Source organism: Pandoraea morbifera, assembly GCF_902459575.1.
GTDB classification, from domain to species: Bacteria; Pseudomonadota; Gammaproteobacteria; order Burkholderiales; family Burkholderiaceae; genus Pandoraea; species Pandoraea morbifera.
In genome coordinates this window covers 641888-668690 of the sequence record NZ_CABPSD010000001.1, presented here as the reverse complement: position 1 = coordinate 668690, position 26803 = coordinate 641888, and the positions used below count along the sequence as shown (strand labels likewise).

General features: G+C 65.8%; 19 protein-coding genes. 14 read left to right on the top strand and 5 right to left on the bottom strand.

The genetic code is table 11. From position 1 onward, the window contains the following. Positions 1–113: 113 nt before the first annotated feature. The gene (locus PMO31116_RS02845; RefSeq protein ID WP_150565360.1) at positions 114–2342 is read left to right on the top strand and encodes an ATP-dependent DNA helicase; all 2229 of its coding nucleotides are present in this window, start codon (positions 114–116) and stop codon (positions 2340–2342) included. A gap of 78 nt (positions 2343–2420) precedes the next feature. On the opposite strand, the gene PMO31116_RS02840 is transcribed toward PMO31116_RS02845, so the two are convergent. Beyond that, entirely contained in the window at positions 2421–3245 is an 825-nt protein-coding gene (locus PMO31116_RS02840; RefSeq protein WP_150565359.1) for an outer membrane protein assembly factor BamD, read from the bottom strand. A gap of 21 nt (positions 3246–3266) precedes the next feature. Here PMO31116_RS02840 and PMO31116_RS02835 point away from each other — a divergent pair, with 21 nt between their 5' ends. Both PMO31116_RS02835 and pgeF read left to right on the top strand, forming a co-directional pair. Beyond that, positions 3267–4427 (top strand): RluA family pseudouridine synthase, encoded by a 1161-nt coding sequence (locus PMO31116_RS02835; protein ID WP_174970770.1) that lies wholly within the window; start codon positions 3267–3269, stop codon positions 4425–4427. Further along, a complete protein-coding gene (gene pgeF / locus PMO31116_RS02830; protein ID WP_246185108.1) occupies positions 4408–5229 on the top strand; it encodes a peptidoglycan editing factor PgeF in 822 nt (273 codons plus the stop codon). Before PMO31116_RS02835 ends, pgeF begins: the two co-directional genes overlap by 20 nt. Here the strand turns inward: pgeF and PMO31116_RS02825 are convergent. Then, the gene (locus PMO31116_RS02825; RefSeq protein ID WP_150565357.1) at positions 5222–5497 is read right to left on the bottom strand and encodes a hypothetical protein; all 276 of its coding nucleotides are present in this window, start codon (positions 5495–5497) and stop codon (positions 5222–5224) included. The two genes, pgeF and PMO31116_RS02825, sit on opposite strands and share 8 nt — an antisense overlap. Positions 5498–5783: 286 nt before the next feature. On the opposite strand from PMO31116_RS02825, the gene phaC reads away from it, so the two are divergent. From phaC to PMO31116_RS02775, 10 genes are all read left to right on the top strand, one after another. After that, positions 5784–7541: a class I poly(R)-hydroxyalkanoic acid synthase gene (phaC, locus tag PMO31116_RS02820; RefSeq protein WP_150565507.1), complete on the top strand. Its 1758-nt coding sequence runs from the start codon at positions 5784–5786 to the stop codon at positions 7539–7541. Positions 7542–7644: 103 nt separating this feature from the next. After that, the gene (locus PMO31116_RS02815) at positions 7645–8826 is read left to right on the top strand and encodes an acetyl-CoA C-acetyltransferase (RefSeq protein ID WP_150565356.1); all 1182 of its coding nucleotides are present in this window, start codon (positions 7645–7647) and stop codon (positions 8824–8826) included. Positions 8827–9040: 214 nt separating this feature from the next. Next, complete coding sequence (locus PMO31116_RS02810; RefSeq protein ID WP_023595671.1) at positions 9041–9781, top strand: 3-ketoacyl-ACP reductase; 741 nt, start codon at positions 9041–9043, stop codon at positions 9779–9781. A gap of 162 nt (positions 9782–9943) precedes the next feature. Then, positions 9944–10534, top strand: a complete 591-nt coding sequence (phaR, locus tag PMO31116_RS02805) for a polyhydroxyalkanoate synthesis repressor PhaR (RefSeq protein ID WP_023595672.1) — start codon at positions 9944–9946, stop codon at positions 10532–10534. 173 nt (positions 10535–10707) lie between these two features. Further along, on the top strand, positions 10708–12075 hold the full coding sequence (gene rimO, locus PMO31116_RS02800; RefSeq protein WP_150565355.1) for a 30S ribosomal protein S12 methylthiotransferase RimO: 1368 nt from the start codon (positions 10708–10710) through the stop codon (positions 12073–12075). Continuing rightward, the gene (locus PMO31116_RS02795; RefSeq protein WP_150565354.1) at positions 12075–13037 is read left to right on the top strand and encodes a sugar kinase; all 963 of its coding nucleotides are present in this window, start codon (positions 12075–12077) and stop codon (positions 13035–13037) included. Before rimO ends, PMO31116_RS02795 begins: the two co-directional genes overlap by 1 nt. 69 nt (positions 13038–13106) lie before the next feature. Beyond that, the gene (bktB, locus tag PMO31116_RS02790; RefSeq protein ID WP_150565353.1) at positions 13107–14288 is read left to right on the top strand and encodes a beta-ketothiolase BktB; all 1182 of its coding nucleotides are present in this window, start codon (positions 13107–13109) and stop codon (positions 14286–14288) included. Positions 14289–14341: 53 nt separating this feature from the next. Beyond that, a complete protein-coding gene (locus PMO31116_RS02785) occupies positions 14342–15559 on the top strand; it encodes a cystathionine beta-lyase (protein ID WP_150565352.1) in 1218 nt (405 codons plus the stop codon). Positions 15560–15878: 319 nt separating this feature from the next. Beyond that, positions 15879–16937 (top strand): OspG family effector kinase, encoded by a 1059-nt coding sequence (locus PMO31116_RS02780; RefSeq protein ID WP_150565351.1) that lies wholly within the window; start codon positions 15879–15881, stop codon positions 16935–16937. Between the two features lie 208 nt (positions 16938–17145). Then, positions 17146–18264, top strand: coding sequence for an OspG family effector kinase (locus PMO31116_RS02775; protein WP_150565350.1), 1119 nt, complete (start codon positions 17146–17148; stop codon positions 18262–18264). Between the two features lie 33 nt (positions 18265–18297). Here PMO31116_RS02775 and serB read toward each other — a convergent pair whose 3' ends face one another. Then, positions 18298–19164: a phosphoserine phosphatase SerB gene (serB, locus tag PMO31116_RS02770; protein WP_150565349.1), complete on the bottom strand. Its 867-nt coding sequence runs from the start codon at positions 19162–19164 to the stop codon at positions 18298–18300. A 194-nt stretch (positions 19165–19358) separates the two neighbouring features. Between serB and PMO31116_RS02765 the strand changes: the two genes are divergently transcribed. Then, positions 19359–25124, top strand: a complete 5766-nt coding sequence (locus PMO31116_RS02765; protein WP_150565348.1) for a hypothetical protein — start codon at positions 19359–19361, stop codon at positions 25122–25124. A gap of 12 nt (positions 25125–25136) precedes the next feature. Here the strand turns inward: PMO31116_RS02765 and PMO31116_RS02760 are convergent, their stop codons facing one another. Next, positions 25137–26153 (bottom strand): GlxA family transcriptional regulator, encoded by a 1017-nt coding sequence (locus PMO31116_RS02760; protein WP_150565347.1) that lies wholly within the window; start codon positions 26151–26153, stop codon positions 25137–25139. A gap of 43 nt (positions 26154–26196) precedes the next feature. Next, complete coding sequence (locus PMO31116_RS02755) at positions 26197–26754, bottom strand: cysteine hydrolase family protein (RefSeq protein WP_150565346.1); 558 nt, start codon at positions 26752–26754, stop codon at positions 26197–26199. Positions 26755–26803 lie beyond the last annotated feature (49 nt).

Below are 26803 nucleotides of genomic sequence, written 5' to 3'. Positions count from 1 at the left end.
GCGCCTGTGCGGCGCTCGAGGCGACTGCCCTGACGTTAGCGCCATTTTTTCCATTGCCGGCGTCGCGAATCCCGCTGTAGCGATTCGCGGCGCCTTTGAGTTTTTGAGCCGTTTTGACCGATTCCGCCGCATCCAGCGATTCCCCTGACGTTTCTCCGAGCACCGACGCGCCCAACTTTCATGGACTCAAGCCGCTCGCCGCCAAGCGCGAGCGCGAGTTGCAGGAGATATTCGGCGAGGGCGGCATGCTTGCGCGCGCGATCGACGGCTACCGTCCGCGTGAGCCGCAGACCGAAATGGCGCGCGCTGTCGCAGCCGCCATGGACACGCACGATACGCTGATTGCCGAGGCAGGCACGGGCACGGGAAAGACCTATGCCTATCTCGTGCCCGCCATGTTGTGGGGCGGCAAGACGATCATCTCGACCGGGACCAAGCACCTGCAGGATCAGATCTTCGCGCGCGACATTCCGACCGTTCGCAAGGCGCTCGCCGTGCCGGTCACCGTGGCCATGCTCAAGGGGCGGGCGAATTACCTCTGCCACTATTACCTGGAACGTGCGCAGCAGGAAGGCCGTTTCGCGTCACGTCACGAAGCGGCGCAACTGCGTGAGATCACCACGTTCGCGCAGATCACGCACAGCGGCGACAAGGCCGAACTGGCGTCGGTGCCGGAGAATTCTCCGATCTGGGCGCAGGTCACGTCCACACGCGACAACTGCCTCGGTCAGGAGTGTCCGCGCTACAAGGACTGCTTCGTGATGCAGGCGCGCAAGGAAGCGCAGCAGGCGGACATCGTCGTGGTGAATCATCACCTGTTCTTCGCCGATGTGATGCTGCGCGACACGGGGATGGCCGAGTTGTTGCCCAGCGCGAACACGGTGATCTTCGACGAAGCCCACCAGTTGCCCGAAACCGCAACGCTCTTCTTCGGAGAAACGGTTTCGACGGGACAGTTGCTGGAGCTGGCCCGCGACTGCGTGGCCGAGGGCCTGATCCATGCACGAGACGCGGCCGACTGGGTCAAGCTCGGCGCCGGTCTCGAGCGTGCCGCGCGCGACGTGCGCCTGACGTTCGGGCAGGACAACGCGCGCATGTCGGTGGCGCAACTTGCGGACGATCACGAACTGTTCGGTGCGCTCGATGCGGTGGATCTCGCCCTGCAGGACATGATCGAGACGCTCCAGCACCAGGCCGAACGGGCCGAAGCGCTGGGGGCATGCGCGCGCCGCGCCGTGGAACTGCATCAGCAACTCGAGCGATGGCAGATGGGGGTGACGCCACCCACGCCAGGCGACACGCCGTTGCCGCTGCTGGATCCCGAGGCGCCGCGCGTGACCGACGGCAAACGCGAGAAGGCCGCCAAGGCACGTGAGGCGGAGGCGGCTCGCGTCGCTGTCGAAGCGAAGGCAGCGCAGCAAGCTGAGGCGGGGCAAGGCGAGGGCGGTGAGCCGAAGCCGTATACGCCCCCGGAAACTGTTCGCTGGATTGAGGTGTTTTCCCAGGCCGTTCAACTGCATCAGACGCCGCTATCGATCGCTCCCATTTTCGCCAAGCAGCGCGCGGGCGCGCCGCGGGCGTGGATCTTCACGTCGGCGACGTTGTCGGTGAAGGGCAATTTCATGCACTATGCGGCGCAATTGGGGCTGGATGCAGGCAAATCGCTCACGCTCGCCAGTCCGTTCGACTATCCGAACCAAAGTCTGCTATACGTGCCGCGCGGCCTGCCACAGCCGTCCGCGCCCGGCTTTACCGACGCCGTGCTCGACGCTGCCTTGCCAGTGCTCGAGGTGAGCGGTGGGCGCGCGTTCGTTCTGTGTACGACGCTGCGCGCCGTGAATCGTGCGGCGGAGCGTCTGCGAGATGAATTCGAGCGGCGCGGCTGGACGTATCCGTTGCTCGTGCAGGGCGACGCGAGCCGAACCGAATTGCTCGATCGTTTTCGCGCGCTCGGCAACGCGGTGCTCGTCGGCAGTCAGAGCTTCTGGGAGGGGGTGGACGTGCGCGGCGAGGCATTGTCGCTGGTCATCATCGACAAGCTGCCCTTCGCTCCCCCCGACGATCCCGTGCTGGCCGCGCGTCTGGATGCGTTGACCAAGAAGGGGCTCAGTCCGTTCGCGGTGCATCAGTTGCCGCAGGCGGTCATTACGCTCAAGCAGGGTGCGGGGCGACTGATCCGTTCCGAGGGGGATCGCGGCGTGTTGATGATTTGTGATCCGCGTCTGGTCGACAAGCCGTACGGGCGCCGAATCTGGCAAAGTCTGCCGCCGTTCAAGCGGACCCGGGAGCTACCGATCGTGCGCGGATTCTTTGACGAGATCGCCGCTGGCGCGAACGGCTGAGTCGTCGCGATAGCGCATAAAAAAAGCCAGACCCGAGGGTCTGGCTTTTTTCTGAGCAGCGTACTGGCACTCGCCTGTTCAGCGCCAGATTTGCCACCAGGATTTCTTGTCGCCGCTCGTGTCGGTGCGATGGCCGACCGTCAGGTAGCCGCTGTTCGGATAGGTCTTCTCCATCACGCGGCGGGCGTCGTCGCGCAGTTCGGTCATGCCGAGCTTGTCGTACGACTTGATCATGATGCCGAGCGCGTCTTCGAGCGCCGGTGCCTTGTCGTATTCCTTGAGTGCGCTCTGCGCCCGGTTCACGGCGGCGAGATAGGCGCCGCGGCGATAGTAGTACTCGGCGGCGTGAACCTCATGGGCTGCCATCGCATTGACGGCATAGCGCATGCGCAGGGCCGCGTCGTTCGCGTACTTGCTGTTCGGATAGTGCTCGACCAGATACTTGAAGCTGTCGTAGGCCGCGCGCAGGGCCTTCGGGTCGCGCTCGCTCAGATCCTGACCGGAAAAGCGGCCGAACAGACCCAGGTCGTCGTTGAAGTTGATCAGACCCTTGAGGTAATAGGCGTAATCGATCGAGGGGCTGTCCGGATGCAACCGGATGAAGCGATCGACGGCGGTGAGCGCCTGTGCCGGCTCGTTGTCCTTGTAATAGGAGTAGGCCGTGTTGATTTGCGCTTGCTGGGCATGCGGGCCGAACGGGTCGCGGCCTTCGAGCAACTCGTAGTATTTCGCGGCCTTCGTGTAGTCGCCGCTATCGAAGCTGTCCTTGGCTTCCGAGTATAATTTGTTCGTCGACCAGCCGGCCGTTTCGTCGACTTTCTCCGGCAAAATGCCGCAGGCGGCCACGCCGCCGACCACGACTGCGGCCAGCATCAGTTGTTTGACAAGTTTCAGGGCTTGCATGCTCGTTGGCTTCACTTCTCGATGACCCGATCAATTCTGCCGGATTATAGCGTAACCGCCTCATTTGCCACGGAAATTGCGGAGGATTCGTCTGATGACGACCTCGACTCGCTTCCCGACGCTTTTCCAGGCGCCCCCGATGCCACCCTTGCCGCAGGACAATCCCCGGGGACAGCCATGCCCGGCGGCGCCCCGTGCGGCGAGCCGCTGCGCGCCATCCTGCCCGAGTCGGTCGCCGGCGAGCGACTCGACAAGGCGCTCGCGCAGTGCTTTCCTGAATATTCCCGAAGCCGCCTGCAGGCGTGGGTCGAAGGCGGCCGCGTGACGCTCGACGGCGAGACGGCGAAGGTACGCCAGAAGGTGGCGGGCGGCGAAGCCGTCTGCATCACCCCCGCCGCGTTGCCGGAACAACTCGCGTTTGCGCCGGAGCCGGTGCCGCTCGATGCAGTGTACGAAGACGCGACGCTCGCGGTCTTCGACAAGCCGCCGGGGCTGGTCGTGCATCCGGCCGCGGGCAATTGGTCTGGCACGCTGCTCAACGGCCTGCTGCATCGCTATGGCCAGGCGGCGGCGGACCTGCCGCGCGCGGGAATCGTGCATCGACTGGACAAGGAAACCTCGGGCCTGATGGTCGTGGCCCGCACGCTGGTGGCACAGACCGATCTGGTGCGGCAGTTGCAGGCGCGCACGGTCAAGCGTCACTATGCCGCGCTGGTGTGGGGGCGCGCGCCGCAACGCACTGTCGTGGACGCGCCCATCGGGCGCGACCCTCGCGAGCGCACCCGCATGGCGGTCGTGCAGGGGCAGGGCGGCAAACCGGCGCGCACCCGCGTCGTCACCGTTGCCAGTACCGAATGGGGCGGCTCCCCGGTGTCGCTCGTGCTCTGTTCGCTGGACACTGGGCGGACGCACCAGATTCGCGTGCATCTCTCGCACCTCGGGCATTCGTTGCTGGGCGACCCGTTATACAAGCCTCGCCACAAGCGACCGACCTTGCCGGACGGTTTCGCTCGGCAGGCACTGCACGCCTGGCGGCTCGGACTGATTCACCCCGAAGACGGACGGGCCATGCACTGGCAGGCGCCGTTGCCCGACGACATGCGTGAACTCATGGTCGCGCTCGGGCTCGAATTCGACTTCTCAACGCTCCCCGACTCGCTCGATGACTTCTTTCCCGACTGAGCCAGCTCCGATGCCCGCGGACTGGATCGTGCCCGACTGGCCGGCCCCCGCAAATGTCCGTGCCGTATTCACCACCCGCGCGGGCGGAGTGAGCCAGGGCCCGCAGGCCACGTTCAACCTGGGTTACAAGGCGGACGACGATCCCGATGCCGTGCGCACCAACCGTGAGTTGCTGGCCGCTCGCACGGGTGTGCCGTCGGCGTTTGTGGCGCAGGTTCACGGTCCCCGCGTGGTCGACGCCGGCGCTGCACTCGACGCCTTGAACGCCGGCGAGCCGTTGCAAGCGGATGCCAGCGCGACGAGCGCCGTCGGTCTGGCCAGTATCGTGATGGTGGCGGATTGTCTGCCCGTGTTGCTGTGCGATGTCCAGGGACGCGCTGTCGCCGCCGCCCATGCAGGCTGGCGTGGACTTTGCGCTGGGGTGATCGAGGAGACGGTGCGGGCACTGCGCGCTCGCCTGCCGCGGGACGATGCGGACGCGTCCGTCATCGCGTGGCTGGGGCCGTGCATCGGCCCGGCCGCGTTCGAGGTGGGCCCCGAGGTGCGCGAGGCGTTCCTTGCCGCGGCTTCGCCTCAGGAGCGGGAGGCCACTCGGGCCGCCTTCGTTGCGCATGGCGACCCGGGCATCGGCAAGTCGATGGCGGATCTTTGCGCGCTGGCGCGTCTGCGGCTCGCGCGCGAAGGCGTCACGAGCGTGTCGGGTGGCAAATGGTGCACTGTCGCGGAACCGTCTCGCTTCTACTCCTATCGCCGCGACCGCATGACCGGTCGCATGGCCGCGCTCGTCTGGCGTACTAACTGAGATCGCGCTCCGGCGAAGTGCCCGCTGTGGGGCGGGCTCCGGGCGGGACGGCGTCGGCGTCGGACGCGGACGGCGTGAGTGCACCACCGTCCGCGTCAGAGCGTCGCATCGCGCGGGAGCGCCGGATGCGGCTTCCCGCGATGTAAAGCCAGAGGGCGACGGGCGCCACGCCACCGCCGAGGAACATCATGATCCCCAGCCATGCGGACGGCGCGGTGATGGCGACCATCGCAATGACATAAAGCCAACCCAGAATGACGATAAACATCGGGGCAAACGCGCATTCAAAAAAAGGTGCTGCAACGCGACAATGCGCTGAGGACGTACGCCGCAAGCCATTGACACGCCTGCGCGCGCACGCAAGAATGCTTCACAGGTGGGGCGCATCGCTGTAAAAGGCGAAGCACGCCGCCGCGTTTCGGGCGCCGGCCCGTGAACGCAACGGACGTGACACTCAGGCTATCATGAATCGCGCCAGTGCCAACTTCGATCCGGCTTCGTTTGCCGCCTCGTTTGCCCAGCAGTTTCCCTCCGCTTCGCTCTCCGCTCAGGACATGTCGCAGTGGTTCAGTGCCGCCCAGCAAATGTTCGGCGCATTGCCGGGGGCTGCCGGCCCGTCGTCCGCTGCCGCCCATGGGGCTGCCAGCGCCGCGAATCCGTTCGCGGGACTTTTCGAACTGTTCAAGGCGGGCAGTCTGCCTCATCCGGCGCCGATGCGTGTCGATCCGGCGCGACTGAACGCGCTTCAGTCCGAATATGCCCGTGAATTTTCCGAACTTGTCGCCAGCTTCAACCAGCCGGGGCTCGACACGGCGCCCACGTTGGGCGACCGTCGATTTGCCGGCGATGGCTGGCGTAATCCCTTCTTCGCGCTGCCGGCGGCGCTCTATCTGCTCAACGGCCGCTTCCTGATGCGCATGGCCGAGCTGATCGACGCCGACGCCAAGACGCGCGAGCGGATTCGCTTCGCCGTCGAGCAATGGGTGGCGGCGAGTTCCCCGGCCAATTTCATCGCTACCAATCCCGACGCGCAGCAGCGCCTCGTGCAGACGCACGGCGACAGCCTGCTCACGGGCATGCAGAACATGCTCGTCGACATGGGCAAGGGCAAGGTTTCGCAGACCGACGAGGCGGCTTTCGAGGTCGGTCGCAACGTGGCGACGACCGAGGGCGCGGTGGTCTTCGAGAACGACCTCATCCAGTTGATCCAGTACAAGCCACTCACGCCGACCGTGCATCAACGGCCGTTGCTGGTCGTACCGCCCTGCATCAACAAGTACTACATCCTGGATCTGCAACCCGAGAACTCGCTGGTCCGCTACGCGGTGGAGCAGGGGCATACGGTGTTCGTGGTGTCTTGGCGCAACCCCGACATGTCGCTCGCGCACAAGACGTGGGACGACTACGTGGGCGAGGGGCCGATCTCCGCGATCGACGTGGTGCGCGAGATTAGTGGACAGCCGCAGATCAATGCGCTCGGTTTCTGTGTCGGTGGCACGCTGCTGGCCGCGGCGCTGGCGGTGTTCGCGGCGAAGGGGAGCAGGGGCGCGAAATCGCCGGTCGCGAGCGTGACCCTGCTCACGACATTGCTCGACTTTTCCGATACGGGTGTGCTCGACGTGTTCGTGGACGAGCCGCACGTGCAGTTTCGCGAGCAGACGATCGGCGGCGGGCTCGGTCAGCCTCCGGGGCTCATGCGTGGCGTGGAGCTGGCCAATACGTTCTCGTTCCTGCGTCCGAACGATCTCGTATGGAATTACGTGGTCGACAGCTACCTGAAGGGCAACGCGCCCCAGCCGTTCGACCTGCTCTACTGGAACGGCGACGGCACCAATCTGCCGGGGCCGATGTTCTGCTGGTATCTGCGCCATCTCTACTTGCAGAACGAATTGAAGCAGCCTGGCATGGTGCAAACGTGCGGCGTGCCGGTGGATCTCGGGGCCATCGACGCCCCGGCATACGTCTTTGGCTCGCGCGAGGATCACATCGTGCCGTGGACGTCGGCTTTTCGCTCGCTGCCGTTGCTCGGCGGCGAACGTCGCTTCGTGCTTGGGGCGTCTGGCCACATTGCCGGCGTGGTCAATCCACCGGCGAAGAAGAAGCGCAGCTACTGGCGCAACGACGACACGGGCGTGGACGCCGGCGACTGGCTTGCGGGCGCGACGGAACACCCGGGAAGCTGGTGGACCGATTGGAGCGAGTGGCTCGCGGGCTACGCCGGCAAACGCATCAAGGCGCCAAAGGCGTATGGTAATGTTGCTTATACCCCTATCGAACCGGCGCCCGGCCGCTATGTGAAGGCGAAGGCCTGAGCGTGGCGGCGATCGGCAAGTGCCGCGCGACGCCGAGGTGCGTCCGCGGACACCGGGCGGGCACCCCCCCCGGTTCGAATCATTTGAAAACGAGGAATGAGACATGTCGGATATCGTGATTGTGTCGGCTGCGCGCACTGCGGTCGGTAAGTTTGGCGGCTCGCTGGCCAAGGTGGCGGCGCCGGATCTGGGGGCTATCGTGATCGACGAGGTCCTCAAGCGGGCGAAGCTCAAGGACGAGGACGTCAGCGAAGTCATCATGGGGCAGGTGCTCACGGCTGGCTCGGGCCAGAATGTGGCGCGTCAGGCTTCGATCAAGGCCGGCCTGCCCGCCATGGTGCCGGCCATGACGATCAACAAGGTGTGTGGCTCGGGCCTGAAAGCGGTGATGCTGGCCGCCAACGCGATCAGCGCCGGGGACGCCGACATCGTCGTGGCTGGTGGCCAGGAAAACATGAGCGCCGCGCCGCACGTGCTGCCGGGCTCGCGCGACGGCTTCCGCATGGGCGACGCCAAGCTGATCGACACGATGATCGTCGACGGCCTGTGGGACGTCTACAACCAGTACCACATGGGCATCACTGCCGAGAACGTCGCCAAGGAATACGGCATCACGCGCGAGATGCAGGACGCCTTTGCGGCCGCTTCGCAAAACAAGGCGGAAGCTGCGCAGAAAGCGGGCCGCTTCGACGACGAGATCGTGCCGGTCTCGATTCCGCAGCGCAAGGGCGACCCGCTGGTATTCAAGACCGACGAATTCGTGCGTCACGGCGTGACCGCCGAAGCGCTGGCCGGTCTGAAGCCGGCGTTCGCGAAGGACGGCACGGTCACCGCTGCCAACGCGTCGGGCATCAACGACGGTGCCGCCGCCGTGGTGGTGATGTCGGCCAAGCGCGCGGAGCAGCTGGGGCTCACGCCGCTTGCGCGCATCGTCGCGTATGCCAACGCCGGCGTGGATCCGAAGGTGATGGGCATCGGCCCGGTGCCGGCCTCGCAGCGCTGCCTGTCGCGTGCCGGCTGGAAGGCGAGCGATCTCGATCTGATGGAAATCAACGAAGCGTTCGCGGCGCAGGCGTTGGCCGTGAACAAGCAGATGGGCTGGGACACGTCCAAGATCAACGTGAACGGTGGCGCGATCGCCATCGGTCACCCGATTGGCGCGTCGGGCTGCCGTATTCTGGTGACGTTGTTGCATGAAATGGCACGTCGCGACGCGCGTCGCGGTCTGGCATCGCTGTGTATCGGCGGCGGCATGGGCGTGGCGCTGGCGGTCGAACGCGTCTGAGTCTTCGAGGGCGCGAGGCGTTGAAGCGCCGAGCGCCACTCGGACAGTCCACCATAAAGCACTGAACCGCCACGGCCGTGTGCGTGCAATGCGCACCGGCGATGGCGGGTCGTCAGGAGACGAAAGGCATGCGCGGGAACGCGCGGCCTGCGCGTCGGTCAATTGGCAGTCGCAACAGGCGGCAGATTTGCCGTTATTTAGGGGGAAGCGTTCCATGACTCAACGCATTGCATATGTGACAGGCGGGATGGGCGGTATCGGTACGTCCATTTGTCAGCGGCTGTACAAGGATGGCTTCAAGGTCGTGGCGGGCTGCGGTCCGAATTCGCCGCGTCGCGTGAAGTGGCTCGAAGATCAGAAGGCGTTGGGCTTCGATTTCGTCGCATCCGAAGGGAATGTCGGCGACTGGGATTCCACCAAGGCGGCGTTCGACAAGGTGAAGGCCGAGGTCGGCGAAGTCGACGTGCTGGTGAACAACGCCGGGATCACGCGCGACGTGGTGTTCCGCAAAATGACGCGTGAAGATTGGGACGCGGTCATCGACACCAACCTCACGAGCCTGTTCAACGTGACCAAGCAGGTGATCGAGGGAATGTGCGAGCGCGGCTGGGGCCGCATCATCAATATCTCGTCGGTCAATGGACAGAAGGGCCAGTTCGGTCAGACGAACTACTCGACGGCCAAGGCGGGCATTCACGGTTTCACAATGGCGCTGGCGCAGGAAGTGGCGACCAAGGGCGTGACGGTCAATACCGTGTCGCCCGGGTATATCGGCACGGACATGGTGCGCTCTATCCGCCAGGACGTGCTCGACAAGATCGTGGCGACGATTCCGGTCAAGCGGTTGGGTGAGCCGGGCGAGATCGGGTCCATCGTGGCATGGCTCGCGTCGGACGACTCGGGCTTCTCGACGGGGGCGGACTTCTCGCTGAACGGCGGTCTGCACATGGGGTAAGCGGTAACGGGGCGATGGCCGGTGCGGTCCGAGAGCAGGCGCCGCGCTCCGTTGCGGGTTAGGGCTTTGCCGCATAGCAGCAAACGTCCTAGAATCGATAATATGTGACTAACCCCGACCGCCGGTCGGGGAAGTCCTTCATAAAAGCAGGAAACCCACCGCATGGCCGCGAGCAAGAAGACTGACGAACGCCTGATCAAAAAGTATCCGAACCGGCGTCTGTACGATACCCAAACCAGTACGTACATCACCCTTGCCGATGTGAAGCAATTGGTGCTCGAGACCGAGGAGTTCAAGGTCGTCGACGCCAAGACGGGCGAGGACCTGACCCGCAGCATTCTGCTGCAGATCATTCTGGAAGAAGAGACCGGCGGTGTGCCGATGTTCTCGAGCGCGATGCTCGCCCAGATCATCCGCTTCTACGGCCATGCGCTGCAGGGGATGATGGGGACGTACCTCGAGAAGAATATCCAGACGTTCATTGAAATTCAGAACAAGCTGGCCGATCAGTCGAAGGGCATCTATGAGGGCGCAGCCTTCAACCCGGACGTCTGGGCGCAATTCATGAACATGCAGGCGCCGATGATGCAGGGCATGATGACCAACTATATCGAGCAGTCGAAGAACCTGTTCGTGCAGATGCAGGAGCAGATGCAGAGCCAGGCCAAGAACATGTTCAGCACGTTCCCCTTCCCGGGTGCGCCGGGCGCCCCTGGCGGCATGCCGGGCAAGGATCCGAACAAGAAGCCCTGAACGACCCCGTGCCGCGACAGCGGGCGCGCGCGGCGCTCCGATTGTCTCGCGGTCAGGTGAGCGAGGGCAGGGAGCGGTCGGCAACGATAGTTGGAACGGACCGAGGGCGAACAAGGTAAAATACGCGGCTTCGCGCAGTCGTTACCGTATTTACTAGATCAGGATTCCGCCCCATGTCCCGCCCATCGCCCGCCGGCACCCCCAAGGTCGGCTTCGTTTCGCTCGGCTGCCCCAAGGCCCTGGTCGATTCCGAGCAGATCCTGACGCAATTGCGCGCTGAAGGCTACGACATTGCCGGTACCTACGACGGTGCCGACCTCGTCGTGGTCAACACCTGCGGCTTCATCGACGACGCCGTCCAGGAAAGCCTCGACGCCATTGGTGAGGCACTCGCCGAAAACGGCAAGGTCATCGTGACCGGTTGCCTGGGCGCCAAGAAGGACGCCGCCGGTCAGGACATCGTGAGCGCCGTACACCCGAAAGTGCTCGCCGTGACCGGCCCGCACGCCGTGGGCGAAGTCATGAGCGCGGTGCACACCCACCTGCCCAAGCCGCACGATCCGTTCACCGATCTCGTGCCGCCGGCGGGCATCAAGCTCACGCCGCGTCATTATGCGTATCTGAAGATTTCCGAAGGCTGCAACCATCGCTGCACGTTCTGCATCATTCCGTCGATGCGCGGCGATCTCGATTCCCGCCCGGTCGCGGAGGTGATGCTCGAGGCCGAAAACCTGTTCAAGGCCGGGGTCAAGGAGTTGCTGGTGATTTCGCAGGACACCAGCGCCTACGGCGTCGACGTGAAGTACCGTACCGGATTCTGGGCGGGGCGTCCGCTCAAGACCCGCATGACCGAACTGGTCACGGCGTTGGGCGAGTTGGCCAGGCAGTACGGCGCGTGGGTGCGTCTGCACTACGTCTATCCGTACCCGCACGTCGACGAAATCATTCCGCTGATGGCCGAAGGCCATATCCTGCCGTATCTCGACGTGCCGCTTCAACACGCGCATCCCGACGTGCTCAAGCGCATGAAGCGCCCGGCGTCGGGCGAGAAGAATCTCGAGCGCATCCAGGCGTGGCGCAAGATGTGTCCGGACCTCACGATCCGCAGCACATTCATCGCCGGGTTCCCGGGCGAAACGGAAGCCGAATTCGAATACCTGCTGGACTTTTTGCGCGAAGCCGAACTCGATCGCGTGGGTTGCTTTGCCTACTCGCCGGTCGAGGGCGCCAAGGCGAACGAACTGCCGGGTGCCTTGCCCGACGAGGTGCGCGAGGAGCGTCGCGCGCGCTTCATGGAGGTGGCCGAGGAGATTTCGGCGCAACGCCAGCAGCGCAAGGTCGGCACGACCCTCCAGGTAATCGTTGACGAAATCAATCAGGACGGCGGCGTCGCCCGCTCCGCGGCCGATGCGCCGGAGATTGACGGCCTCGTATACATCGAGCCCACCGCAAAGGCCGCGAAGCGCCTGAAGGTCGGCGAGTTCGTGAACGTGACCGTGACCGGCGCGGACGGTCACGACCTGTGGGGCGAGGTCGTCTGATGGCGCGCGTGGAACCGCAAGCGGCGGCACCCGTTCCCCAGGTGCTGGCCATGGGCGAAGCGATGATCGAGTTCAATCAGTCGCCGAACGACGCCCGCCAGTATCTGCAGGGCTTCGGCGGCGATACGTCGAACTTCGTCATTGCGGCGCGTCGCCAGGGAGTGACGACCGGCTTCGTGAGCGCCGTGGGCGACGATCTCTTTGGCCGCATGTTGCTCGACCTGTGGGGCGACGAAGCGGTCGACACCCGCTACGTGACGGTGGACCCGCAGGCGCCAACCGGCGTCTACTTCGTATCCCACGACGAGAGCGGTCATCACTTCGACTATCTGCGCGCGGGGTCGGCGGCGAGCCGCTATCGTGCGCAGCAGTTGCCGGCCGATGCGCTCGCCGGCGCATCGTTTCTGCACCTGTCCGGGATCAGCCTCGCGATCAGCGTGAATGCCTGCGACGCCGCGTTCGACGCCATGTCGAGCGTCCGAAAGGCGGGCGGCAAGGTGTCGTTCGATACGAATCTGCGCCTGAAACTGTGGCCGCTGGCGCGCGCTCGCGCCACCATGCGCGAGGCGTTCGGGCTGACGGACGTCTGCCTGCCGAGCTGGGACGACGTGACCGCCGTGACCGGCCTTGATGACCGTGACGCCATCCTCGACGAGATTCTTTCTCATGGCGTGAAGGTTGTGGCATTGAAGCTGGGTCGGGAAGGGTGTTACGTCGCCACGCCGCACGACCGGCGCATCGTGGCGCCATATCCCGTGCAGGCGGTCGACGCCACCGGCGCCGGCGACTGTTTCGGCGGCGCGTTCGTGGCGCGTCTGGCGCTGGGCGACGATCCGTTCGCGGCGGCGCGATATGCCAACGTTTGCGCCGCGTTGTCCACGACCGGTTATGGCGCGGTCGCTCCGGTGCCGCGCGCGGACGCCGTGCTGGCCCAACTAGCCACCGAAGCTTCCCTCCAGTGACCCTTACATCGCGGGAACCCGCGACGGCGCTATACTCGTTGCAAACTGATATCCACCCGGAGAAGAGACATGCAGCGAGAAGTCGTGATCGTCAGCGGGGTTCGTACCGCGATCGGTGATTTTGGGGGCAGCCTGAAGGATTTCGCGCCGACGCAGCTCGGTACGATCGTCGCCCGCGAAGCCATGGCTCGCGCACAAATCGGCGGCGACGACGTCGGACACGTGGTGTTCGGCAACGTCATCCATACCGAACCCAAGGACATGTATCTGGCGCGCGTCGCCTCGATCGAGGCTGGCGTGAGCCAGCATGCGCCTGCCATGACCGTGAACCGCCTGTGCGGCTCGGGGTTGCAGGCGGTGGTCTCGGCCGCGCAGTCGATCCTGCTGGGTGACGCGGACGTGGCGATGGCAGGCGGCGCCGAGAGCATGAGCCGTGCCCCGTACGTGATGCCTGGCGCGCGCTGGGGCACCCGCATGGGCGAATCGCGCCTCGTCGACATGATGCTCGGTGCGCTGCACGATCCGTTCGCCAACATCCACATGGGCGTGACGGCGGAGAACATCGCGAAGCAGTGGGGCATCACGCGCGAGGATCAGGATCGTCTTGCCGTCGAGTCGCACCAGCGCGCCGCGCGCGCGATTGCCGAGGGTTACTTCAAGGACCAGATCGTTCCGGTCTCGATCAAGACGAAGAAGGGCGAGATCGCGTTCACGACCGACGAGCACGTGCGGGCCGAAGTGAGTCTGGAAGACATGGCGAAGCTGCGTCCCGTGTTCGAGAAGGATGGCACCGTGACGGCCGGGAATGCGTCGGGCCTGAACGATGCCGCGGCCGCGTTGATTCTGATGGAGCGCGCCGAGGCGCAGCGCCGCGGCGCAAAGCCGCTGGCGCGTCTGGTGAGCTACGCGCATGCGGGCGTGGATCCCAATTACATGGGCATCGGTCCGGTGCCGGCTTCGCGCAAGGCGCTCGAGCGCGCCGGACTCCAGGTCGGCGACATCGATATCGTGGAGGCGAACGAAGCCTTTGCCGCCCAGGCCTGTGCGGTCACGCGCGATCTCGGCTTCGATCCGGCCAGGGTGAATCCGAACGGTTCGGGCATTTCGCTTGGCCATCCGATCGGCGCGACGGGGGCACTGATTACCGTCAAGGCGCTGCATGAACTGCAACGCATCGGCGGCCGGTACGCGCTGGTGACGATGTGCATCGGCGGCGGCCAGGGCATTGCGGCCGTGTTCGAGCGCGTGTAAGTTACTCCCGGGGGCCGGCGTCGTTGCCGGCCCGAGTCTTTTCCGGAGCCGTGATGACGCAAGACAACCGCAAGCCCCTCGATACGCCGGAAGCCAACGGCTGGCACTGGCAGACCAACATCCTGCACGCCGACACGCAACTCCCGGCGGGCTTCTCCGCGATGCCGGTGCCGGTGGCACGTGCCTCGACGGTGGTTTTTTCCGATCTGGCGGCAATGCGCTCGCTCGACTGGAAGAACGACAGCCAGTGGCGCTACGGTTTGCACGCCACACCGACCTCGATGGAGCTCATGCGCCGTCTGGCGGCACTCGAGGGCGGCAAGCACTGCCTGCTGTTCCCGTCGGGGCTCGCGGCCATCTCGAATGTCTACTTCGGGCTGCTCAGGCACGGCGACGACGTACTGATTCCGGACAATGCCTACGGCCCGAACCGCGAGCACGGTGACTGGCTGGCCGAATCGTTCGGCATCACGGTAAGGTATTACGACCCGATGGTCGGCGACGGCATCGGCGCGCTGATTCGACCCGAAACGAAGCTCATCTGGCTCGAGGCGCCGGGCTCGGTGACGATGGAAGTGCAGGATGTGCCCGCGATCGCGCGCGTCGCCCGCGAGCGCGGCGTTGTCACCGCCATCGACAATACGTACTCCGCCGGATTGGCGTTCCGGCCGTTCGATCATGGCGTCGACATCTCGGTACAGGCGTTGACGAAATACCAGTCGGGCGGCAGCGACGTCCTGATGGGCTCCGTGGTGACCGTCGACGACGATTTGCATCACCGTCTCAAACAGGCGCGCATGCGCATGGGCGTCGGGGTGTCGGCCGACGATTGCAGTCTGGTGCTGCGCAGCCTGCCGAGCATGCGCTTGCGCTTCGAGGCGCACGATCGCGCCGCCATGACGCTGGCCACGTGGCTGGATTCGCGTCACGAGATCGCGGCGATGCTGCACCCGGCGTTCGAGGACTGTCCGGGACATGCATGCTTCCGACGCGATTTCACCGGCGCGGGCGGCCTGTTCTCGGTGGTGTTCGACGAGCGCTATTCTCAGGCGCAGATCGACGCGTTCATCGAGGGGCTGCGGCTGTTCAAGATCGGATTCAGTTGGGGCGGTGCGCACAGCCTGGTCGTGCCGTATCGCGTATCGTCGATGCGCACGGCGACGCCGTGGGCGCACAAGGGCTCGCTCGTGCGTTTCTATGTGGGGCTCGAGGATGTGCGCGATCTGCAGGCCGACATCGAAGCCAGCCTGAAGGCGCACCTGGGCGCCTGAACGGTTGCCGCGACGATCGGCGAGCGAATCTCGCAAGCCGTCGCGGCGCGGACGATGGAAGCTGGCGGCTCCTCCGTTCCGAATCGCAGCGATAGGATGACGCCCGCGGTCGCGGGCGCGCCGTCTCGCTGCCGCCGCCATGTTCTCCATCGTCCTGACGCCTGTCGTTTTTCCCTCGCCGCCCTCCACGGCTCGCCCGGGCACGCAAGCCGGCATCCGATTACCGGAGCACGATCCGGTCCGGGCCTCGGCCCATGCGCTTCCCGCCCACTCCCCGAGCCCGTATGCGACGCTCAACGTCGTCCACGATTCGCGGCCGTTGGACGCTTTCATCGGTTATCCCGTCGAGCAACAGTGCGTCGTTCCCGGCGAGCGCTCGCGCGTCTTTCACGAGATCGGCAACACCGGATACGCGATCAAGGTCTACGACGACACGCACACCGCGGCCCGGCCCGAGCGAGGACTGGCCCGCGCCAACCACGAGGTGGCGTGCTTCAATGCACTGTACGGTCCCGCCGGCGCGGAGGTATTCGTCACGTGTGACGCCCGGCTTTGTGTGCGCATGCGTCTGCTCGCGGGCATGCCGGTGCGTGGCATGCTTCCGTCGGCGCTCGGCTCGAAGGCGCAGGTCAACCAGTCGCTTTACATGCTCCGGCGGCAGTTGATCGAGTGCGGCGTCATTCATCACGGTCTTCATGCGGAAAACCTGCTTTATCACGCAGGGGCCTTTCTTCCCGTTGGCTTTCGGGAAGCGTATGTGACCACGATGAAGTCCCACTCGCTGTTCGCCGTCAACGAGTGTCAGCTGGAATACACGCGACACCAACTATTTGCGCTGATCGACAGCCGGTCGCCGGAGATCGCGGAAACGACCGCCACGCGAGCCGATCTGTTGGGTGAGGACTTCGCGCAGGCGCTTCGTCCGCGCTGCGGCTACGTGACCCCGGATCCTCGGGATGGGTCCAGGGTGTACAAGCTGCTGTTCCGCTTTCATTTGCCTGACTTCTGGTCCGGCGCATCGGAAGGGCCTGCCAAGCTCGGGCGGGCGATACGCGAGAAGCGAATGTTCGAGGCGTACTACGGCGAAGGGTCCGCACGACTGGTGCGTACCAGCGACGGCGATATCCTTTTGCACATGCGGCGTATGGCGGGCAAACCGCTGACGGCCGAGACGGTCGATGCCGACAGGCTCTACGACTTGCTCTTCGCAATGAACGAGCGCTTGCTGGCGAGGGGCATCCTTCACGCGGGGCATTTCGCGAACTCCGGCGTGCTGTTCGATGCCGCGACCGATCGACTCAATCCGCTGAGCTTTGGCGACGCGTGGCCGAGCCCCGATGTGCCGGAAGCGCGGGCGGACGCCCGGCACAGCGGCTGAGCGCCGCACGCGCGTGCACCCAAACCGGCCACGTTCCTGCAAGCTCGGGCCGTGCTGCCGCGACGATTTCTTCATCCGGTTCATGTCACCCATGCCATCGACGTCTCTCATGCCGCCTCCCACCGAAGTTCGCGTCGTATCGCCATCCGCGATATCGCCCCAGACCTTTGCGCCAATCCCGTCGCATTCGAGCGGCGAGTGTTCCGCGATGATTCGCGACCCCCGCACGCGCGACGATCTTCTGGGGGCACCGGGCGAGCGCAGGCCAATCGGTGGCGGCGACGGCGGAGCGGTATTCGAGGATCTTCGCGATCCCGAGTTCGTCATCAAGATTTTTCACGGCCCGCGCGCGAGCGGCATTGATGGCGTCGATGGCATCGATTTCATCCGGGCGGCCGCCGAGCATGAGGCGGAAATGTTCAACCGGCTCTACGGCGCGTGCAGTGCCGAGGCATTTTTCACGCGCGACGATTACCTCTGCCTGCGAATGCGCCGGGTGCCGGGCAAGCCCATGAACAAGGTCTGGCCATCGGAGTACGGCGAGTCGAAGCGAGAGATCCTGGAGGCGCTCGACACCATGCAGGCGCAACTGATGGAGGTGGGCGTGACGCATGGCGATCTTCACAGCGCCAACGTGCATTTCGACGCACAGGCCCGTCGCTTCTGGCCGGTCGACCTGGGTGCCGCATCGGCATTTGCCTGGTCGCGGATGGGGCCGGACGCGCCAACGCCTGGCCCGCTGGCATCGGACGATTCGCACGTGGTTTCGCTGCAGGCGCGCGTGTCTGCGCTGATGGACAGCCATGTGCCGGAAGTGGGCGAAGTGCATGCACCACTTTTCGAACTCGTGCACTGGCAGTCCTACGTCCGGATGGCGGCGCGGTGCGGCGAGGTCTTTGCCGATCCGGCGGATGCGGCGTACGTCTACAAGTTGCTGTTCTCCTTCAGCTTCACGGATTTTGCACCGGGCGTCGACACGGGGCCGCGGGAGCTGCAACGTGCCGTCAATGAGTTGCGCCACTTCGAGCGGTACTACGGGAGCGGGACGGCAAGACTCATCCGTACGAGCAACGGCTGCTATTTACTTCGCATGCAGCGGGTGCCGGGCGTGCCGGTCAGCGGACTGGGGGCGATACCGGACGACTATCCGGCCGCGCGGGCTGCCATGATGCGCAGGTTGGGTGCCGCGGGCCTGGCGCATCCGGATCTGCGCCCGGACCATCTGCTCTACGACGCGACGACGCACTTGCTCAACCCGGTGAGTTTCGCGTCGTGCCGTCTCGCGGCGACGCCGGGATCGTCTGGCGGGCGCGAGAGCGACACGTGACGACGGGGGCGCGGCCGTCGGGCTGAGGGTGTCTCAGTCGTTGCGGAACAGCGACAGCAGGCCGTCGAGTCCCACGTAGTCGAAGGCGACGGACGCCTTTTCCCGCACCACCGGCTTCGCGCGAAACGCCACGGACAATCCGGCGAGGGCCATCATTTGCAGGTCGTTCGAGCCGTCGCCCATGACGATGGCCTGCTCGGGCGCGGCGCCGAACCGGGCCGTCACTTCGGCGACGGTGCGGGCCTTGACTTCCGCGTTGACGATCTCGCCGAGCACTCGCCCGGTGAGCTTGCCATCGACGATCTCCAGCGTGTTCGCACGGGTAACGTCCAGGTTCAGGCGAGTCTTCAGCCGTTCCGTGAAAAACGTGAAGCCGCCCGAGACTAGCAGCGTGCGAATGCCGAGCGCCTGCACGCCACGCAGCATGGATTCTGCGCCAGGCGAGAGCCGCAGGCGCTCGTCGTACACCTTCTCGAGCGCGGAGGCGTCGAGCCCCTTGAGCAACGCCACGCGACGCGTGAGGCTTTCATTGAAGTCCTTGATCTCACCGCGCATCGCGGCTTCGGTAATTGCCGAGACCTCCGCCTTCAGCCCGCAGTAGTCGGCGATTTCATCGACGCACTCGATCGTGATCAGCGTCGAGTCCATGTCCATCGCCACCACCTTGAAGTCCGTCAGGCGGCGCGCGCTGTCCACGAGCACGGCATCGACCTGATGCTGCTGCGCGAAGCCTGCTGCCGCCGCGCGCAATGCCGGCGTGTCGGCAACGTCGGCGATGCGTGCCGCATTACCGGCGAAGGTCACCGGTGCGCCGGGCACCAGCGCGTGAATAGCGGATTGCAGCGCGTCTGAAGTCGAAGGGGAGGCAGGGGTGCCCAGAATGACGAGATCGTGGTTCATCGTGGAATCGGAAGTCTTGCGAATACGTGCGACCGTCATTCTACCCGGGTTGCGCGTCGAGCCGCCTGCGGGGCGTGCGTCGGGAAGCCCGTCCGGTAGGCGATGAGCGAATCGTGGCAGTGGTGCCTGTCGGTGGACTCGAAGATGGCAGCGGGATGCCGTCGTAACAGCGAACACCGGTTCAAGGAGGTCGCATGCGGATCAACGGCGGGGAACACGGCCCGTGGCGCCTTCACGGCGCCGAGACGCCGGGGGAGGCAGCGGCGCGTACACGCGCGCAATGGTGTGGGCAAACCCAGGACCTCGCGCCGGTGAGCACGATGGACTGGCGCGTGCAGGTCGTGTATCGATTCGCCGTTTCCCCGGAACGCTGGGGGCCGGTCGCCGCGCAACTGATGCGATGCCTGCTCGGCGGGCAGGAGGTCTTGCGCGACGCAGGCGCCGCGGCGCACTGGACGCTCGGCGAGACGTCGCTGCATGCGCTGCTGTCCGAGTGCGCCGGGGCGCGCTCGGCGCGAGCGGGCGCGACAGGCGGATTGACGTTGTGTCAGGACGGCTGCCGCTTTGGTGTGTGGCGCGATGGCCAATCTGACTGGGGTGCGCCGGACCTGCCGTTCGGTGGACTTTGCGATGCGATTCTTGCCGCCTTGCGCGGGTGCCGCCTCGGTGACGTCGCCACCGCCGACGCGCAATGGCTCGGCGAGCGGTTGCCCGCGTTTGTCAGGCGGCATCCCGCGCTGGCGATGCAGGCATGGGAGCGCGTCATGGCTGGCATGACCGACGCCGGCGGCGTCGTCGCGGTCACGGAGCCGAGCCCGGTGCATGGGTTGGCGCAAAGCGCTGTGCTGCTGGGTGCCGCCGGCGTTGCCGGTTACGTCCTGTCCGATTCGCCAACGTGGGGGCTCGTGGCTGGCGCATCGCTCGAAGCCGCTGCCGTGGCGCGCGCGGCAGCGGCGTTGACACGGGGCAGCGACGGTCATGCGCGAGCGCGATACTCGGCGGCGCTGGCGCTCGCCTTGCCGATGCTCACGTGCGCGGAAATCGGTGCGCTGGTGGCCAGGTTCATGGACGTGCACGCACAACTGGATTTCTTTCATCTCACCAATGCGATTCGCCGCCGCCTCGAGAGCCGGTGCCCGGGACAGACGCCAATCGATGTCATCACCGGACTCAAGGTGCGCGACTTTGTGCGTGCGGCCGCCCACAGCGCCCGGCGAGCATTTCGCCTGCAGCCGTGCATGGCGGCTCAGGCGCTCGATGCGCTGCTCGCGCTGATGCATCAACACGGCGCGTTCGCGCTGTCGGGGGGCGTCGAACACGTGGCGGCGGCCCACCGGCAATTGCAGCGGCGGCGGTGGGCACGGATCTGCGATCAATGGGACGCCGACGATCGCGCGCGGGCCAACGCCGTCAGGCAACTGACTGCCGCGCCCGATCCGACACCCGCGCCGCACGTCGCGACGACGCGATCATCGGTCGCCCCGTTGCCACCGCCCTCCGCGCCGCCGCCCGCGAATTCCGGCGATGTTGCGGAGCCGCTGCTGGGTGGAGCGGCGCGGCTGGCCGGCGCGGGTGCGTCGCTGGCGACGCTGTGGGGGCAGTGGCCGGCGCGAACGCGTCGGGTCGTTGCGGGGGCGACGTTGCTGCCGGTCGCCGCGCTCGCGGGCGTCGTGACCTATCGCCAGGCGTTCGGCGAGACGCCCGCGAGCCCTTTGGGCGAAGCGTCGCACGACGGCGACGCTGCGGGGCATGCCTCACCCGAAGCGAACGCACGGCGCGCGGCGGATCCGTCGGATCGATCGGAGAAGCGGTTCGACGCGCGCGACGTGCTGTCGCTCGATCAGGTGCTGACCTTGTACGAAAGTGGCGAGGCTGTCCGCGACGCGCTGCGCGATCTCACGTTCTACGAGCGTCAGACGGTGACGTATACGAGCGCATTGATGGAGCGCGTGCTCGGCGACCGTACCGCGCTGGGTTTCGCGCAACACGACGCCTTGCCCTGGGACGCCATCGTCGAGGTGCGTTATCGCGAGCAGGGATTTCACTTTCAGGGGCACGGTGCCAACGCTCAGCTCGTGACGTCCGAGACGTTCTCCTTGGCGCAGATCGCGCTGGGCCATCACTTTCGCAAGGAGTATCTGAAACTTGGCGGATCGCGCGAGGTGGCCTCGGTTTCCACCCGCGACACCCGCGCCGCGCGCTTGCTCGCTGCCGTCGACAACGACGCCTTTCGGCAGGCGCTGCATGACAGCGATGTGGCGGCCGTGCAGACGCTGGAGCGCTCCCGCGAGGTGGCGACGGCCCATGCGCAACTCGTGCGCGCGGTGTTCGTCAGCACGTTGTACCGCGCGATTTCCGAGCGCGCCATCGGCTGTGGTGCTGATCGGTTTCTGCTTGAACAGGACGATCAGGCGATGCAGGCCCGGACACAACTGATCACGTTCCGACATCACGTGATCGCCGACCTTGTGGCCTATGTGGTGCGCGAGGGCGAGTTGGCCCTGTTGATTTCGATCAAGCGAGGCGACTACTTCGTGTGGCGTCCTGCCACGGAAGACACGCAGGCGTTCAAGTCCTTCATGCGCGACCACATGTCGATGGTCGATGCGTCGAAGCTCGACAGTCCGATCTTCTGGGAACAACGAAAGTTTCGCATCGCCGCGGCGTCGGCCAGCGATACGACGACGACCCCGCGCGTGGTGCCGCACGGCGCAAATGTCACGCCCGCGCGCGCATCGACGATCGATGTGCTGTACGAGGCGCTGCGACCGTATCCGGACTTCCGGTTCATCGTGCCCGATCGCCTCGACGATCTGATGTGGTCGGCGCGGGTGCGTCACATTCGACTCAATATCGACGTGCACATCGTGACCGAATCATGGCGCAAACTCCGCCATTGGGACCAGATGCGGCTATCCGCCTTCGACGGACTCAAGGTCATGGCCATCGCCATATGCGGCGTGCTGGTGCGCAGCTTCGGCTGGAAGGCCGAGTTGGTCTACGGTGCGAGTGCGGCGAGCATGATGGGGGCCGGCTACGGCGTGCTCTCGCAGCGTTCGGCCGGTGCGGACCTCACGGAGCTGCGCAGCATTCATCGCCAGATGCTTTTCGCCAACGCCATGCGGATGTTCTTCCGGCGCCCCGACAACCAGTCCTTGTCCGACGCCGTCAACGTCATGCTCACGCATCTGAGCGATGTGCCGCCCGTCTTCACGCTGGTCGATCGTATCCTCGATCCGGGCGCGGTCCCCGATGCGTCGCGCGAAGAGCTGACCCATCTGGCGACTGCGCTCACGCAGTTCTCCAGGCATTCCACCGTGTCGGACACTCCGTGGCGCGTGCTGAGCCGGTTCCGTACGGACTTGCGCATCGGTGGCGACGGCGCAGGTCGCCCGCCGCTGAGAGAGGGGCAGGACAACGTGCATGATTTCCTAGGCCCGGCATGCATGCCCGTCGAGTCGGAGGCGCAACTCATGCGCGTGCCCGCCGGCTACCTGATCGCTTTCGCCGATTCCCGGGGGCGCATGCTGTTCGCGGGGGTCACTTGTGGCGCGGGACGCATCGCCGGCGCGTGTACCGACGACAGCATTGCCACACTACCGAACGGTGGATTCGGCATGGTCGGTGGCGCGGCGCATGACAGTGCGTTGAAGTTCACGGACAACGGCCGCGTCGAGAGCGACGGCCGCATCTTTCACGTCTTTATCGAGCCGCTCAAGGATCTGATCCCCGAGATCCTCATCGGCACGCCGGCGAGTGCCGCTGCGATCGATTCCCCCCGCGCGGGGGCGTCGACCCTTCGCCCCTTGCCGTCGATGCCGGCTCCGGCGAAGCCCGCAGCGCCGGGACCCACGACCCCGCGGCCCACACCCGACTTCAACGAACCCACCTACGAGACACGCCGGCAGCGCGCCTTTGCGCGATGGACATACTTCGTCGATCAATGGAAAGCGGGGCATGTGTCAGGGACGCAACCCTGCAGCGGCGAACCGGTCATGATGCCGCCCGCCGCGAGCCCTGCCGTCGAGGCGCCGGAGCTGGACATCCGGCAGCACATCGAAACCGCTTGGAGTGACGTGCGTTTTCAGACATCGCTCATCCGCACGCTTGCCCGCATCGAAGCGGGCCTGCTGTTCTGGTACCTGCCTCGAGTTCCGCAGGTCCACCAGACATTGATTCGCGATCGACTCGCGGGGGCGGGTGAGCTGTCGATCGTGGAGGTCTCGGGGTGCCGGGTGGCCGGTGTCGTGGCGTTGCGCGGCGCCTTCGATCATTTGCTCCTGTCGCTCGTCACGGGCGAAGCGCTCCTGCTCGGCACGCGCCTGGACGTGCCGGGGAACCCCGCGCTACAGGCCTTTCTCGCGCCCCATGTCACGCGTTTCGACGCCGAACGGCTGAAAAACGTGCTGAACGATGCCGCACAAGGAAGCGCGCCCGCCTCGGCGCTGCGCATGACATTCGCCCGGCGCGGTCACGAAGACGTGGCAGGCGGCCTGCGGCAATGGCTGCTCTCGGAGGTGGGTTCGGCGCTCGAACTGACGGGCCTGCCCAGACGCCCGGCGAGCGACATGATTTATCCGATTGCCTATGCGGCGCGTGACCTGCCGCTGCCTCAGGGAGACCGATTTCTTGCGGAAGTCCGCCGCGCCTGTGCGACGGCAGCCCATCCGCTCTGGCGTCCCGGCGCGTGTCATTACGATTCGCTTGCACAGTCCGGATACTGCCTGGGATTGCCGTTCGCGCATTTCCTCGGCGAATCCATCGAAGATTTCGTGATGGGAACCTCGACACCGCTGTCGGCCCAACACGATAGTCGATGGTTCGTCGACTTCGCCGACGACTACATCGCACGCGTGTGGGCGTGCTATGTCCCTCACATCGCGCATCGCGATGCAGCACACCTGGTGCGCTCGGGGCTCGGCAATCATGCGTTCGGAGCCGCGTTGCTCGACGCGGGAGCCTACGAAGGCAGCGGGCATTTCGGGGCCGTGCTGCCATCGATCTGGCGCGGGATTCCGACCGGCGGGCGGGTGTGTGAACGTCGCGACCTTCGCCTGTCCTCGGGTGTTGAGATCATGAGTCTGGACGCGTTTCGCAATGTGCCGTCGGGGTATCGTGTCTTCCTCATGGCCGCCGACGAACATCGGGACCTCGAACAGGTCGACATCATGAGCCTGGGCAGTGGCCGCGCGGCGATGCATCACATCGACGACGACGGTGCGGTGCAGTCAACCGCTTACTACTGTGTCGATCTGGCGCGCGGCAACGCGCCGATACGGTTCAGGGACGGGCGATGGTGGCTCAATGGCGCCGTACCGATCCGCTTGTGGGCGGAGAACGGCACGCCGGGCATCTTTGCCGAGTTTCCCGCGCCACCCGCGAGCGACGCGACGCTGGGCACCGCGGACATGCTTCGCGCCCTGCTCGACGACACACAGATCCGCGCGGCGATCCAGCAGAACGTGGCGATGGGGCATTGGGCGCTGACAGGCGCCGAGCGGCACGTGCTCGGGAAGATCGAGCAGATCATGGCGCGGTTCGGCGTGACGTCGATCCGCTACCGCATCGTGCTGGCGTGGTCGCGTCCCACGCAGCTCAGGCCGTCGATGTCGTTCGCGGTAATCGGGCGCACGCCCCGCAAGCAGGGCGACACCGATGGAGACCGGAATGTCGTGGTCGACTTGTTTGCATCGCGGGTGCTGGGCGCGCAAGAGGGCGTCTCGACGGCCGGCAATGTGCTGGGCGAGCATGCGTGGGCACAGATGTACGTGGCCAGGGCGGGCAATCGTTGTATCAAGTACCGCACGGCGATTCACGCGGATCTGGCGGTCAGCGTCGCGTTGGAGTACCAGAGCGAGCCGGGGGTGTCGCCCTACGACGAGCGAGGCGACGGCACGCTCCTGCACGCCCCCGACTGGACGCGCTTTCCTCAGCCGGGATGGCACCCTGACGATCGCTAGGGCTGCGACATGTCATGCGGCGCGGGCCTCGCGGCGCGCCTCGCTCGGCGGCGTCGGGCTGAATTTCTGCCACACGCGCCGCAAATGGCGACTGGATCCGAAGCCCGCGCGCTCGGCAATGTGCTCGAGATCCAGTTGGCTGTTGCCGAGCAGCTCGCGCACCAGCGCGATGCGCAGCCGGTGGACGTAGTCGATGGGGGCGGTGCCCGCATGCTCTCGAAACAGCCGCGTGACCTGACGCTCGCTCACGCACGCGATTTCCGCCATGCCGGCCAGCGTCCAGTCGCGCGCGGGGTCGGCGGCAATCGCGTCCTGCACCCGATGCAGCGCGGGATGCAAATGGTTGCGTCCTTCGAGCCAGGGGGAGAGTTGTGGATCGGCGCCCGCACGCCGCGCGTACACGACCATCTGTCGCGCGACCGCGGCCGCGCACAACGGGTCGGTGGTCTCGGCGATGAGCGTGAGCATCAGATCGAGGCCGGTGGTCACGCCCGCGCTCGTCCACACGTTGCCGTCGTGAACATAGAGACGATTGTCAGCCACACGGGCCCCGGGCGCGAGCATGCGTAGCGCGTCGCAACTGCCATGATGGGTCGTGCATGCGCGCCCGTCGAGCAAACCCGCCCGTGCGGCGAGCAGCGCGCCGGTGCAGATGCAGGCGAGCTGATGCGTCGGCCGCACGACGCGGCGCAGCCAGTCGACCGCCCGGGCTTCGACCACCTGCGCGGTCTCGACGCTTTGCGACGGGGCGGCCGAGGCCTCCGGCAGAACCATCGGCAGCGGTTTTGAGACCGTCCCCGTGACAACGAGCCACGCCCCGTCGGGCAGCGCCTCGGGGAACGGCTCCAGCGGCGAGACGCACAGGCCGATGGACGTGGTGGCCGAGCGCTGTGCGCCAACGTAACGCAGCGAGAAGCGAACCGCGTCCTGCTGATGATTGGCGATGCGCAACGCCTCGGCCGGCGCGGCGATATCGAGTAACAACGCGTTGGGCGTGACAAGCACGTAGACAGGTTGTTCGCGCGGCATCGTGGGCAATCTCGCTGAGGACGGATTCGGACAGACCTCGACGTTACACCGCGGCGAGGGCTTCCTCAACCGTGACGATACGCGCGAAGCGATTCACCAGCACCGTTTCCGTGCGTTCCTTCAGCTCGGCGACGGACAGCTCGCGGCCGGTGCCCGGATGCGTCATCGGGAAGGTGAGTGTGGCTTCGGTCACGAAATCGACGACGTAGCCCGCGTCCGATGCGGCGCGCGTGGTCGTCTCGCAGCATTGTTCCGTGCGAATGCCCGACACGATCAGCCGCGTGATGCCGTGCTCCACCAGCCAGGCGCCGAGTGTCGAGCCTGCGAGCGCACTGTGCTTGACCTTGTCGAGCGTGAAGTCCGGCGCGATGCGCAGTTCTTCGAGCGTGCGCACATAGCCCGAGTCTCGGGAGAACGGGCCTGAGCTGACGTGAAACACCTGGACGACGGGCACGCCGCGCGCGACGGCACCGTCGATGAGCGCTTGCTGGCGCTCGAAATACTGCGCGAGATCGTCTTCGCGCCAGAACGGGCGCTGACGAAAGGATTCCTGGGCGTCGATGACGAGCAGGGCGGTCCGGGACGATGGGGTGTGCGACATGGCGTGGCTCCGTCAGGCAGGGTGGCAATGACCCCATGCTAAGGCTTGG

What these genes read in the sequence shown, in the direction of transcription:
- PMO31116_RS02840 (WP_150565359.1), bottom strand. Translation starts at nt 3,245, where the DNA reads ATGCAAGCCCTGAAACTTGTCAAACAACTGATGCTGGCCGCAGTCGTG.
- PMO31116_RS02835 (WP_174970770.1), top strand. Translation starts at nt 3,267, where the DNA reads ATGACCCGATCAATTCTGCCGGATTATAGCGTAACCGCCTCATTTGCC.
- pgeF (WP_246185108.1), top strand. Translation starts at nt 4,408, where the DNA reads ATGACTTCTTTCCCGACTGAGCCAGCTCCGATGCCCGCGGACTGGATC.
- PMO31116_RS02825 (WP_150565357.1), bottom strand. Translation starts at nt 5,497, where the DNA reads ATGTTTATCGTCATTCTGGGTTGGCTTTATGTCATTGCGATGGTCGCC.
- phaC (WP_150565507.1), top strand. Translation starts at nt 5,784, where the DNA reads ATGTCGCAGTGGTTCAGTGCCGCCCAGCAAATGTTCGGCGCATTGCCG.
- PMO31116_RS02815 (WP_150565356.1), top strand. Translation starts at nt 7,645, where the DNA reads ATGTCGGATATCGTGATTGTGTCGGCTGCGCGCACTGCGGTCGGTAAG.
- PMO31116_RS02810 (WP_023595671.1), top strand. Translation starts at nt 9,041, where the DNA reads ATGACTCAACGCATTGCATATGTGACAGGCGGGATGGGCGGTATCGGT.
- phaR (WP_023595672.1), top strand. Translation starts at nt 9,944, where the DNA reads ATGGCCGCGAGCAAGAAGACTGACGAACGCCTGATCAAAAAGTATCCG.
- rimO (WP_150565355.1), top strand. Translation starts at nt 10,708, where the DNA reads ATGTCCCGCCCATCGCCCGCCGGCACCCCCAAGGTCGGCTTCGTTTCG.
- PMO31116_RS02795 (WP_150565354.1), top strand. Translation starts at nt 12,075, where the DNA reads ATGGCGCGCGTGGAACCGCAAGCGGCGGCACCCGTTCCCCAGGTGCTG.
- bktB (WP_150565353.1), top strand. Translation starts at nt 13,107, where the DNA reads ATGCAGCGAGAAGTCGTGATCGTCAGCGGGGTTCGTACCGCGATCGGT.
- PMO31116_RS02785 (WP_150565352.1), top strand. Translation starts at nt 14,342, where the DNA reads ATGACGCAAGACAACCGCAAGCCCCTCGATACGCCGGAAGCCAACGGC.
- PMO31116_RS02775 (WP_150565350.1), top strand. Translation starts at nt 17,146, where the DNA reads ATGATTCGCGACCCCCGCACGCGCGACGATCTTCTGGGGGCACCGGGC.
- serB (WP_150565349.1), bottom strand. Translation starts at nt 19,164, where the DNA reads ATGAACCACGATCTCGTCATTCTGGGCACCCCTGCCTCCCCTTCGACT.
- PMO31116_RS02765 (WP_150565348.1), top strand. Translation starts at nt 19,359, where the DNA reads ATGCGGATCAACGGCGGGGAACACGGCCCGTGGCGCCTTCACGGCGCC.
- PMO31116_RS02760 (WP_150565347.1), bottom strand. Translation starts at nt 26,153, where the DNA reads ATGCCGCGCGAACAACCTGTCTACGTGCTTGTCACGCCCAACGCGTTG.
- PMO31116_RS02755 (WP_150565346.1), bottom strand. Translation starts at nt 26,754, where the DNA reads ATGTCGCACACCCCATCGTCCCGGACCGCCCTGCTCGTCATCGACGCC.